At 38.5% G+C, this 12,674-nt stretch carries 10 protein-coding genes; 1 reads left to right on the top strand and 9 read right to left on the bottom strand.

Annotation, left to right across the window (positions count from 1 at the left end; all coding sequences use genetic code 11):
* Window positions 1-69: 69 nt before the first annotated feature.
* The 8 genes from STYK_RS04935 to gyrA all read right to left on the bottom strand — a co-directional run bounded on the left by STYK_RS04935 (window position 70) and on the right by gyrA (window position 9,612).
* Window positions 70-870, bottom strand: coding sequence for a hypothetical protein (locus STYK_RS04935; protein WP_261805344.1), 801 nt, complete (start codon window positions 868-870; stop codon window positions 70-72).
* 9 nt (window positions 871-879) lie between these two features.
* A complete protein-coding gene (locus STYK_RS04930) occupies window positions 880-1,686 on the bottom strand; it encodes a hypothetical protein (RefSeq protein ID WP_261805343.1) in 807 nt (268 codons plus the stop codon).
* A 9-nt stretch (window positions 1,687-1,695) separates the two neighbouring features.
* A complete protein-coding gene (locus tag STYK_RS04925; RefSeq protein ID WP_261805342.1) occupies window positions 1,696-2,493 on the bottom strand; it encodes a hypothetical protein in 798 nt (265 codons plus the stop codon).
* Window positions 2,494-2,662: 169 nt separating this feature from the next.
* Window positions 2,663-3,937, bottom strand: coding sequence for a DUF2130 domain-containing protein (locus STYK_RS04920; RefSeq protein ID WP_261044190.1), 1,275 nt, complete (start codon window positions 3,935-3,937; stop codon window positions 2,663-2,665).
* 95 nt (window positions 3,938-4,032) lie between these two features.
* Window positions 4,033-5,313 carry an O-acetylhomoserine aminocarboxypropyltransferase/cysteine synthase family protein gene (locus STYK_RS04915; RefSeq protein WP_261805341.1) on the bottom strand — a complete coding sequence of 427 codons (1,281 nt, stop codon included), beginning with the start codon at window positions 5,311-5,313 and terminating at the stop codon, window positions 4,033-4,035.
* Window positions 5,314-5,460: 147 nt separating this feature from the next.
* Window positions 5,461-6,258, bottom strand: a complete 798-nt coding sequence (locus STYK_RS04910) for a formate/nitrite transporter family protein (RefSeq protein ID WP_000254781.1) — start codon at window positions 6,256-6,258, stop codon at window positions 5,461-5,463.
* Window positions 6,259-6,400: 142 nt separating this feature from the next.
* On the bottom strand, window positions 6,401-7,144 hold the full coding sequence (locus tag STYK_RS04905) for a class A sortase (protein ID WP_261146535.1): 744 nt from the start codon (window positions 7,142-7,144) through the stop codon (window positions 6,401-6,403).
* A complete protein-coding gene (gene gyrA / locus STYK_RS04900) occupies window positions 7,144-9,612 on the bottom strand; it encodes a DNA gyrase subunit A (RefSeq protein WP_261805340.1) in 2,469 nt (822 codons plus the stop codon). Before gyrA ends, STYK_RS04905 begins: the two co-directional genes overlap by 1 nt.
* Before the next feature lie 194 nt (window positions 9,613-9,806).
* On the opposite strand from gyrA, the gene STYK_RS04895 reads away from it, so the two are divergent.
* Window positions 9,807-10,793: an L-lactate dehydrogenase gene (locus STYK_RS04895; protein WP_000204726.1), complete on the top strand. Its 987-nt coding sequence runs from the start codon at window positions 9,807-9,809 to the stop codon at window positions 10,791-10,793.
* Window positions 10,794-11,110: 317 nt separating this feature from the next.
* Here the strand turns inward: STYK_RS04895 and pyk are convergent, their stop codons facing one another.
* The gene (pyk, locus tag STYK_RS04890; protein WP_261805339.1) at window positions 11,111-12,616 is read right to left on the bottom strand and encodes a pyruvate kinase; all 1,506 of its coding nucleotides are present in this window, start codon (window positions 12,614-12,616) and stop codon (window positions 11,111-11,113) included.
* Window positions 12,617-12,674: the final 58 nt, after the last annotated feature.

The following is a 12,674-nucleotide window of genomic DNA, read 5'->3' as shown; positions in this document are numbered from 1 at the left end:
GCTTTCTAATTCCCTTTTCACTTTACATCAACATATTCTATCTTAGACAGATTTTAAAACTATATCAGCTTATTTTTCTAAATACTTCCTAGCTTCCTGAACATAAAAGAGCTCTGGATTTTCATGGACGATACTTTCAAACAAACTACGGGCACGAGCTTCATCTCCTTTTAATTGGGCATTGAGAGCGCCGTAATAAGAAAACATGATTCGAGCTAGCTTACTTTCTGGCTCAGTAATGTTAAAGTAGTCGTTCACTTCTTTATTGAACACAATATCTTTTATGGCTTGGGCTTGAGCAACAAGTGTAGCTTTGCCTCCTTTAAAATCTGGCGCCTTGGACAATTGTTCCTCAAAGAAAGCAATATCTTGCACATCTTGGAGATGAATGGAAACTGTTAATAGTTCAAAGCTTGATATTAAAAACGCAGGGGTTCTGAATCTCTTCCAAATTTTTTTCAAATCATATTTGGACATATTTTCCTTGGCAGCTTGAAAATCTCCTTTTAAATAAGCCACTCGACCTTGGATAATTTGGTAATTCTCACGATATGTTGCCCTAAAGGGCTTAATAGATTTTTCTGATTGAACTCTTAACATGTCTTCATATAGCTTAAGATCAATAGAATCGTGTAACATTAAATAGATAACCTTGTTGGACACAACTCGTAAATATAAAACAAGAATAAGGAATCCCAACATCAATGATATAAATATTAACGACCATAATTTTTCATTACCTTTAGATTCTAGAATCACTGCTATCACTCCCAAAGATATTCCTAAGACTGAACTAAGTTGACTAATAGTTTCTATTTGTAACAGAGTGTTTTCTGTCGCCCTACTTACTATTTTTTCAATCAATTTCATATATTACTCTCATTTCACTGATTCTAAATATTTCTTCGCTTCCTGAACATAAAAGAGTTCTGGATTTTCATGGGCGATACTTTCAAACAAACTTCGGGCACGAGCTTCATCTCCTTTTAATTGGGCATTGAGAGCGCCGTAATAAGAAAACATGATTCGAGCTAACTTACTTTCTGGTTCAGTAATGTCGAAGTAGTCGTTCGCTTCTTTATTGAACACAATATCTTTTATGGCTTGGGCTTGAGCAACAAGTGTAGCTTTGCCTCCTTTAAAATCTGGTGCCTTGGACAATTGTTCCTCAAAGAAAGCAATATCTTGCACATCTTGGAGATGAATGGAAACTGTTAATAGTTCAAAGCTTGATATTAAAAACGCAGGGGTTCTGAATCTCTTCCAAATTTTTTTCAAATCATATTTGGACATATTTTCCTTGGCAGCTTGAAAATCTCCTTTTAAATAAGCCACTCGACCTTGGATAATTTGGTAATTCTCACGATATGTTGCTCTAAAGGGCTTAATAGATTTTTCTGATTGAACTCTTAACATGTCTTCATATAGCTTAAGATCAATAGAATCGTGTAACATTAAATAGATAACCTTGTTGGACACAACTCGTAAATATAAAACAAGAATAAGGAATCCCAACATCAATGATATAAATATTAACGACCATAATTTTTCATTACCTTTAGATTCTAGAATCACTGCTATCACTCCCAAAGATATTCCTAAGACTGAACTAAGTTGAATAATAGTTTCTATTTGAAGTAAGATATCCTCCGTCGCTGAACTGACTATTTTTTTTACTAATTTCATATATTATTCTCATTTCACTAATTCTAAATATTTCTGCGCTTCCTGAACATAAAAGAGCTCTGGATTTTCATGGGCTATGCTTTCAAACAAACTACGAGCACGAGCTTCATCTCCTTTTAATTGGGCATTGAGAGCGCCATAATAAGAAAACATGATTCGAGCCAACTTATTTTCTGGTTCGGTGGTGTCGAAGTAGTCTGTAACTTCTCCATTGAGTATTTTTGATACTGGTTCAATTAAATCCAACATTCTATTTTTATCAATTCTTTTAATTTTTTCCCAATCGCAAGATACTAAAAGTTTAGAAATTTCATCTCTCTCCCTTAAATAAAGGTATGATAATGATTCTATAAATACGATGTTTAGTTCATAAATACGTTTCAAATTCAATTTAGAACTTTTAACACTTATTCGTTCAGCATATTGGATTGCCTCACTAAAATTCCCTTGATAGAAAGCACACCTTGCTAAACCCAGATTTAATGCATTTAAATTCCCTGTTCTATTATCAGGACGCCTTTCATAAGTTTCAGTTAAAAGGGAAATATATTTTATAAAATTCACTTGCTCGTATAAAATAACTTCTGCAACGTGATTTACTAAAAAATGAGTTATTACAACGATAATAGTCAGTAATGTTAGAAATATAAGCAATAATGTAGTCAAGACGGTTGATTTTACGAATAATAAACTAATTGCTGTTGCTATAATTATCCAACGTAGATAAAATAAAATAAAAACCTCCAGTATACTGCAAATTCGACCTGATGACCAATTCGAGATATTCTTAGAAATATTATCTAACATAAAAAACTCCTATAAAAAATTACAAACTAATTTATACAAACAAACTAGCTAAATGAGCTAGCAAAGTAGCTCCAGCTTTTAAGAAAAATTAATTCAATTTTATCAGCTGACCATGTTCTAATAATTTCTATAGTTCTTTTCATATAACACTCCTGTTTTTAAGATAATCTCACTCCCCTTTCAGAGCTTCAAACTTAGCTTTCATGGTTGGATTTTTACGTGTCAATTTTTTGACGGAAACATCTTCCAATTTGTTGTTTGCAAGGCGAAGTTGGTTTTCAGATGTGGTTAGGAATTTCTTGACCTCTTCCATGCGTTTGATGGCCTTGTCAATTTCATCGATAGCTTTGCCAAAGTTAGTCGAAGCTGAGTTATAGTTCTTAGCAAAGGCTAGTTTAAAGGCATCTAAGTCTTCTTCAAAATGCGTAATGTCAATATTTTGTTCGCGAACCAAGGCCAACTCTTGCTTGTATTTAAGGGAATTAAGAGCCGCATTTCGCAAAAGCCCAATCAACTGAATAAAGAACTGAGGACGGACCACATACATCTTTTCATACTCGTGACTGACGTCAACAATCCCTGTATTAAAGTAATCGTTATCGGCCTCAAGCATGGTCACCAAAACGGCATATTCACAGTTCTTCTCCCGACGGTCCTTGTCCAATTCCTTGTAAAAATCTGCATTCTTGTGCTTCTTCTCTGTTCCATCTGCTTCATTTTTCATCTCAAACATAATGGAGATAATCTCGACCCCATTTTCATCACATTCACGGAAAATAAAGTCCCCCTTAGACCCACGCGCAGAGACCTTGTTATCCTTCTCAAAGTAGGCATTGGGAAAGGCAAAACTACGGACCTTGTTAAACTCACTCTCTGCATACTGTTCCAGACTTTCCCCGATAGCTTTTGTCGATTGTTGAGCCTTAAAATTCTTATAAAACTCGACCTGTTCACTTGCTGCTTTAAGCTGGGCTTCATAGTTTTGTTTAACAGAAGCAAGAGAAAGCTCGTTTTCCTTTTCTTGTAAAAGGAGCTGATTTTTGACCTGATCTCGTTCTTTTTCTAGGTTAGAAAGTGTCTTTTGCAGTTGATTTTCATGCTCCAAACGCAAGGTAGCTAATTTGTTTTCCAAGGCCTGTACTTCCTTGTCCTTTGCTAATAAAGCCTGATGGCTTGTCTGTTCAACCTCTTTCTTGGCCAATTCTTTTTCTGTATTAAAGTTTTGGATTTGGCTCTGTAATTGCGCAATTTCTTGGTCTTTTTGAGCCAGTTTAGACTGTTGTTCATTCATGGCCTTTTGCTCAGCCAAGGCCAGTTCCTGCTTCATCCGATCGTGCAATTCCTTATCAAACTCTGCTGTTCTCACTTGGGACAAAAGTTCGGCATACTGACTTTCATTTACTGTAAAGACTTCCCCACAGTTGGGGCATTTGATTTCGTTCATATCGTTCCTCTTTCTAGACTTCTGTAACCATTATATCATGCCTGAGGGAAAATCAAAAACAGTGAGTCGAAACCCACTGTTTATCTTCTTTTTCTTTAAATTTTTTCCAAGGCCAAGCGCAAGTCTTCAATCAAATCTTCTACATTTTCAAGACCGATTGACAAGCGGATTTGGTTTGGTGTGACACCTGCAGCTTCCAGATCTTTTTCTGACAATTGACCGTGAGTGGTTGTTGCTGGATGGACAACAAGTGATTTAGCATCTGCTACGTTTGCTAGGTCAGAGAAGATTTCCAAATTATCAATGACCTTGCGTGCTTCTGCCTCCCCACCTTTGACATGGAAGGTAAAGATGGAACCCACACCTTTTGGCAAATATTTCTCAGCCAAGGCATGGTAAGGACTATCAGCAAGTTTTGGATAGTTGACTTTTTCTACCTTAGGATGGTTGACAAGGAAATCAACAATTTTCTCAGCATTTTGCACATGGCGTTCCACACGAAGAGAAAGGGTTTCAAGTCCTTGTAGCAAGAGGAAGGCATTAAATGGTGACAAGGCCGCCCCTGTATCACGAAGCAATTGAACACGGACAGCGATAATAAAGGCTGCTGCCCCCACATCACGAGTATAGCTCAAATTGTGGTAGCTTGGGTCTTCCTCAACAAATTGAGGGAATTTTCCTGAAGCCGCCCAGTCAAAACGCCCGCTATCGACAATCACTCCACCAATAGTCGTACCATGACCCCCGATAAATTTAGTCGCAGAGTGAATGGCAATATCAACACCGTGAGAAAAGACGTTAATCAAGTAAGGTGTTGCAAAGGTATTGTCGGAAACAAGTGGAATCTGATTTTTATGAGCAATCTCTGCCAATTTTTCCAAATCTGGAATGTTAATCAAGGGGTTGCCCAAGGTTTCAATCAAGACAAGCCTGGTATTGTCATTGATAGCTGCTTCTACTTCCTCCAAATTATCAACATCGACAAAGGTTGTTGTAATACCATAACGAGGAAGAGTTTCTTTCAAAAGATTGAAAGTTCCACCGTAAATAGTCGAAGCAGCCACTACATGGTCACCAGCATGGGCAAGAGCCAAAATCGTATAAGTCACTGCTGCCATACCTGATGCGGTTGCAAGAGCTCCAACACCACCTTCAAGAGCAGCGATTCTTTCTTCAAAGGCCGCTGTTGTAGGATTGGTAATACGAGTATAGATATTTCCTGGTTTTCTCAAGGCAAACAAATCCGCACCTTCCTGCGTATCATCAAAAACAAAGGATGTTGTTTGATAAATTGGTACTGCACGAGACTTGGTGGCTGGATCCACAACTTGACCAGCATGTAGTTGCAAGGTTTCAAATTTAAAATCACGAGTCATAAAACGACCTCCAAATAGTTTGATTAAGGATATTGTAGCACCTTAAGTTATAGTTTACCAATATCAGTTTTCTATATTTTGATATAAGAAATAGCTATTACTTTATTTTAAAAAGGAAAAAAGCACGACTTAATCGTGCTCATTTTCTTAATCTACATAAGTATCTTCGTTTTTATTGAGGAAGGCGTATGGAAGACCCATCAAAAGACCACCACCAATGAAGTTCCCAATGAAGGTTACACCCCAGTGACGAAGCATATTTCCAACACCAAAGTTAGCAATTGAATCCGCAGCAACACTGAATTTTACAATCGCAAAAGAAGCAAAGTTCGCAGCGATGTGCTCGTTTGTTAAGAATACAAACATGTAAATTGCTGATAAAACGAGCCAAAGTTTGGCACCACCATCTTTGACCAAAACAAATGAAAGAATCGCAATATTTACGAAAATATTTGCCAAAATCGCCTCAAGCAAGATTAATTCATTTGAACGGCCTAACTTCATCTCAACAACCCCTGAGATGAAACTATCGTGTGTCAGATTTGCATAGGCTGCCGAATGAGCAAAGCCCCAACCTGCTATTAAAGCTCCGATAAGGTTGAATAAGGTACAGTAAAGTAAAATCTCAGCTGTTTTTCTCCAAGAGATTTTTTTCAAGAAACTACCAGCAGTCAAGAACATCATGTTTGATGTTACCAACTCAGCATTCAAGAAAACAATGTAGGCCAAGCCCCAAGCAAAGACAAATGGGAAGAGGAAGCGTCCACTACCTGGTGCAATTTTATTAATCAAGTCAGCCCCAACTGCACCAGCAGCAGTACTGAAGGTTAAAAATGCACCTGCGAACATAGAACGAATCGCATACTTAAATTTGCTTTGACTATAAAGACTTTCCTTCTTCTTGCAAGCAAATTCAATCTTTGAGATAAATTCTGAAGAAACCATAATAAACTCCTAAAATTTTTTTACCTGATAATTATATCACAAACTTTAGAATTAAGGAAACGTTTTCTGTATTTCATAACAGTTTATTTTGAAATTCAATCTATAAAAAATCAGTAAAACCTAAGATTTTACTGATTTATCTTTAATAACGTTGTTTATATGGTTGATTGAAAGCTGTTAGAATTTCTTCAGGTGTTTGTGAATAATCTTTTGTATCTTTCAAGTCACCTTTTACGATAATACGTTCTGTCGCATCATAGTCAACACAGGTTACAAGTGTGATTTCATCAACTCCAGTACGGTCATCAATCTCATCAACGCGATCTGGAGTCACATGCTTCACTTCACGGATTTCATAGGTATAAACTTTATCCTTATCAGTAAGATAAATTTTCATCCCATTTTTAGCGCGTGATAATGGAGAAAAGAGCATTTGGCTGGCGTTTTCCGCCGTGAAGATGTGATGGCTCGCAAGGGAATAGTTTCCTTTCCCCATCACTTGATCACGCTTCATTGTACCAGCTCCATAGAAGAGATTGACATTATCCAGTCCCTTAAAAATAGGCAAGTTAATTTCTACCTCAGGGACAGCAATTCCACCGATAACTGGCAATTTTTGCGAATCCCATTGTGAGGATAAGACAGCTTCTGACGAGATAGCTTTTACTGAATCAAAGTCAAAATTTCCTTCTGTATCTTGATTTTCTTCTAATTTTTCTTTTGATACCTGGCTGACTTGGTATTTATTGGTATTCCACACCATGAACATATCACGAATTTTTGAATTGAAAATCAAAGCAAGTGACAAGAGAATTAAAAATCCTGCCAGGATATTGATTAGTAAATTTTTACGGTTTGTTTTCTTTTTGTTCTTTTTATGAGACATTATGCTTCACCTTCTGTTTCGTTTTCTGCCCCAACTTCTTCTTTTTCTGCCGCTGTAACCGTAGTAAAGGTTACAATTTTAGCATCTTGGTCCAGGCGCATCACTTTAACTCCCATAGTTGAGCGACCTGTTTGTGAAATATTGGCAACGTTGGTTCGAATCATGACACCTGTATCAGTGATAATCATCAAATCTTCATCGCCTTTAACTGTTATAAGACCAGCAAGGGAACCATTCTTTTCAGTAATTTTAGCAGTTTGCATCCCTTTACCACCACGACCTTTTGTTGGATATTCAGTCGCAACGGTGCGCTTACCATATCCTTTTTCAGTGATGATCAGAACCTCATCCTGGTCTGTAATCACACTAGCACCAACAACTGTGTCCCCATCACGGAGATTAACACCTTTCACACCCGTAGCGATACGACTCATTCCACGAACGGCTGATTGATTAAAGCGAATTGCATAACCAAACTTGGTACCAATGATAATGTCTGTATCTTCTTCCGTCAACAAGACATTAATCAACTCATCTTCATCTTTGAGGTTCAGTGCTTTAAGTCCATTTTGACGAATGTTAGCAAATTCCTTGACGCTGGTTCTCTTCACAATACCATGACGGGTTGTGAAGAAGAGATAAGCATCATCACTGCGTTCAGACTCGACATTGATGATGGTTTGAATACTTTCGCCTTCATCCAATTTCAAAAGATTGACAATCGGCAAGCCCTTGGCTGTACGACCATACTCAGGAATTTCATAGCCTTTCAGGCGATAGACACGGCCTTTATTTGTAAAGAAGAGTAAGTGATCATGAGTACTAGTTGACACTAACTCACGAACAAAATCGTCATCCTTAACTCCCGTACCTTGAACACCACGACCACCACGTTTTTGAGCGGTAAATTCGTCTTGGTCCAGACGTTTGATGTAGCCCTTGTTAGAAAGCGTAATTAAGACATCTGATTCTTCAATCAAGTCCTCATCTTCAAGGCTTAAGACTTCACCGACCATTAATTCAGTACGACGTTGATCGCCAAACTTACGCTTGACTTCGTCTAATTCATCTTTAATGATTTGAGAAACACGTTCTGGTTTAGCTAGAATATCTGCTAAATCCGCTATCAGAGCCAAGAGATCATCATATTCAGACTGAATCTTATCGCGTTCCAATCCTGTCAAACGACGAAGGCGCATATCTAGGATGGCTTGACTTTGACGTTCAGAAAGCTTAAACTTACTCATCAACTCAGCTTGTGCTTCCGCATCCGTTTCACTAGCACGGATGATGCGAATCACTTCGTCGATATGGTCTAGCGCAATTAAGAGACCTTCTAAGATGTGCGCACGTGCTTCTGCTTTTTCCTTATCAAAACGTGTCCGACGAACAACCACTTCTTTTTGGTGCTCGATATAAGCATCTAAAATCTGACGAAGGGATAAAATCTTCGGCACACCATTTTGGATAGCAAGCATATTGAAACCAAAGTTGGTTTGCATCTGGGTCATCTTGAAAAGGTTATTAAGAATAACATTGGCAGAGGCATCTCGCTTGACTTCGATAACAAATCGAACACCTTCACGGTTTGATTCATCACGTACTGCTGTGATCCCCTCAATGCGTTTTTCCTGAACCAAACGAACAATATGCTCGTGCACCTTGGTTTTATTAACCATGTAAGGAAATTCTGTTACAACGATGCGCTCACGCCCTGTCTTAGTTTCTTCGATTTCAGTACGAGAACGAAGAACAATAGAACCTTTACCTGTCTCATAAGCCTTATGGATACCTGATTTCCCCATAACAAGAGCACCAGTTGGAAAATCTGGTCCAGGCAGGACTTCCATCAAGTCCTTAGTGGTCACTTCAGGATTGTCCATGACCAACTTCACTGCATCAATGGTTTCACCAAGGTTATGAGGTGGAATATTGGTTGCCATCCCAACCGCAATACCAGTTGCTCCATTAACCAAAAGATTAGGAAAACGTGCTGGCAAGACCAAGGGTTCACGTTCATTGGCATCATAGTTATCAACGAAATCAACTGTATTTTTGTTAATATCACGAAGCATTTCCAGAGCAATCTTGCTCATACGTGCCTCAGTGTAACGCTGGGCGGCAGCACCATCACCGTCCATGGAACCAAAGTTCCCATGACCATCTACAAGCATGTAACGGTAACTCCACCATTGAGCCATACGGACCATGGCTTCATAGATAGAGTAATCCCCGTGTGGGTGGTATTTACCCATGACATCCCCTGTAATACGAGCAGATTTTTTATGAGGTTTGTCTGGAGTAACACCCAATTCATTCATTCCGTAGAGAATCCGACGGTGGACGGGTTTCAAGCCATCTCGAACATCAGGAAGAGCCCGCGCTACGATAACACTCATAGCGTAGTCAATAAAGCTCGTCTTCATCTCCTTTGTCAGATTGACATTCACTAAATTTCTATCCTGCATTAATAAATGCCTCATTTCACTATTAGTAATTAACTATATTATACCATAATGTCCGCTATATTTCAGGTATCTAAAACCACTAAAACGTTTACATCAAGAACTGAAATGTATATCCGTGACAAAGCTTTTCAAAAGTGATAAAATTGAAATAACTGGGGAAATCCCTGAATAAAATTAAGGAGATGTTTAGAATAATGACTTCAACTAAACAACACAAAAAAGTTATCCTTGTCGGTGATGGTGCTGTAGGTTCTTCTTACGCTTTTGCACTTGTTAACCAAGGAATTGCACAAGAGCTTGGAATTATCGAAATTCCGCAATTGCATGAAAAAGCTGTTGGTGACGCGCTTGACCTTAGTCACGCCCTTGCCTTCACTTCACCTAAAAAAATCTATGCAGCTCAATACTCTGACTGTGCAGACGCTGACCTTGTTGTAATCACTGCAGGTGCGCCTCAAAAACCAGGTGAAACTCGTCTTGACCTTGTAGGTAAAAACCTTGCTATCAACAAATCAATCGTAACTCAAGTTGTTGAATCAGGTTTCAAAGGTATCTTCCTTGTTGCTGCTAACCCAGTTGACGTTTTGACTTACTCAACTTGGAAATTCTCTGGTTTCCCTAAAGAACGCGTTATCGGTTCAGGTACTTCACTTGACTCAGCTCGTTTCCGTCAAGCACTTGCTGAAAAACTTGATGTTGATGCTCGTTCAGTGCACGCCTACATCATGGGTGAACACGGTGACTCTGAGTTCGCTGTTTGGTCACACGCTAACATCGCTGGTGTAAACCTTGAAGAATTCCTTAAAGACACTCAAAATGTTCAAGAAGCTGAATTGATTGAATTGTTCGAAGGTGTTCGTGATGCTGCCTACACAATCATCAACAAAAAAGGTGCAACATACTACGGTATCGCAGTTGCTCTTGCTCGTATCACTAAAGCTATCCTTGATGATGAAAACGCAGTACTTCCACTTTCAGTATTCCAAGAAGGTCAATACGGAGTTGAAAACGTCTTTATCGGTCAACCAGCTGTTGTTGGTGCACATGGTATTGTTCGTCCAGTAAATATCCCATTGAACGACGCAGAAACTCAAAAAATGCAAGCATCTGCTAAAGAATTGCAAGCTATCATTGACGAAGCATGGAAAAATCCAGAATTCCAAGCAGCTTCTAAAAACTAATTTAGATAGAAATAACTCCTTGAGTCATCAGGGAGTTATTTTTTATCTCTATCTTAACTAAACATTTTATGAAGTTTACGTAAAAAACAACATAACTTTAAAAGCTATCATATCACAGTTTGAGCATAAATCCGAAAACTACCAATTAGATCTATAGTCACGTTACAAAAAGTCTGGAGCAAGCAGTATTTGACGCACTTGATACCGTCCCATTAAATCGAAAGTAAAAAGATTGCCCCCTTTTTTGCCCCCTGGTACAAAAAAAGACCTATCATACAGGCTAGAAAGCTTGATGTGATAGGTTTTTTTCATTTTAATTAACGTACTGTGCGGATACGCATTGTGTTTGTACGTACAGCTTCTCCAAGTGGTACACCAGCTACGATAACGATATCATCACCAGATTGTACAAGACCTGCTTCAACTGCTTTACGTTCAGCAATTTCAAACATATCGTCAGTTGATGATGGAGCATCTGTCAACATTGGGATAACACCCCAGTTCAACATCAATCCACGTTCTGTCAATTCGTCGAATGTCAATGCTAAGATGTCAGCATTTGGACGGTATTTAGAGATCAAACGTGCAGTGTGACCTGTCTTAGTAAGAGTTACAACCAATTTGATATCCATTGAGTTAGTAGCATCTTTAACAGCTGAAGCCATTACTTCTGTCTTAGAGTTACGTTCAAATGAATCTGAGTTCAAACGACCGTATTCGTTAAGAAGGGTTTGAGCGTTCTTGTCGATTGTAGCCATTGTAGTTACTGACTCAAGTGGGTATTTACCGTTTGCAGATTCACCTGAAAGCATTGTAGCATCAGTACCGTCGATAACAGCATTGAATACGTCTGATACTTCTGAACGAGTTGCACGTGGTTTTTCAGTCATTGTTTCAAGCATGTTTGTTGCAGTGATAACAACTTTACCTGCAGCGTTCACTTTAGTGATGATCATTTTTTGGTAAACTGGAACCATCTCGAATGGTACTTCGATACCCATGTCACCACGAGCAATCATGATACCATCAGCAGCTTCGATGATTTCATCCAAGTTATCGATACCTTGTTGGTTTTCGATTTTAGCGAATAATTGAACGTGTCCGTTTCCAGTTTCTTTACAGATTGCACGAACTTCGTTTACGTCTTTTGCAGTACGTACGAATGAAATCGCGATGAAGTTGATACCTTGTTCAAGACCAAAGCGGATATCGTCGTTATCACGTTCAGCAAGAGCTGGGAAAGGAATTTTAGTGTTAGGGATGTTAACACCTTTTTGTTTAGCAATTACGCCATCGTTTTCAACTTCAACTTCAAATTCACGAGTTGCATCATCTTTAGCAACCACACGAAGACCAAGTTTACCATCGTCAACCAAAACTTGACGACCAACTTCAACATCATCATAGATATCAAGAGCACCAGCAACGTTCAATGCAATCACATCACGAGTTGATTTGATTCCTTGTTTAGTTGCAACACGGATTTTCTCACCAGTTTTGTATGAATACTCTTTAGCTGAAGCTTCAAACAATTCTGTACGGATTTCTGGTCCTTTTGTATCAAGAAGGAAACCAACTTTTTTACCTGCAAGTTTTTCTGCAAGTTTAACAGTTGCCATACGCTCACCTTGTTCTTGGTGGTCACCGTGTGAGAAGTTGAAACGGAATGTGTTAGCACCAGCTTCAATCAATTTGGCAATGTTTTTAGCTGAAGCTTCAACATCAAGTTTTTCACCCCAGTATCCGTCATCACCAAATTTTTTACCACCACGGATTTCTACCGCAGGTCCCAAAGTTGCAACGATTTTTACACGTTTACTCATGATTTTTGTGACTCCTTTATATATATGACCTTTTTGGTCTTATTAACTAAATTATAAA

Origin of the sequence: Streptococcus toyakuensis, from assembly GCF_024346585.1 — a bacterium.
Lineage (GTDB): Bacteria > Bacillota > Bacilli > Lactobacillales > Streptococcaceae > Streptococcus > Streptococcus toyakuensis.
Note: the sequence above shows the minus strand (reverse complement) of the source record. Positions and strands in the feature narration are given on the sequence as shown.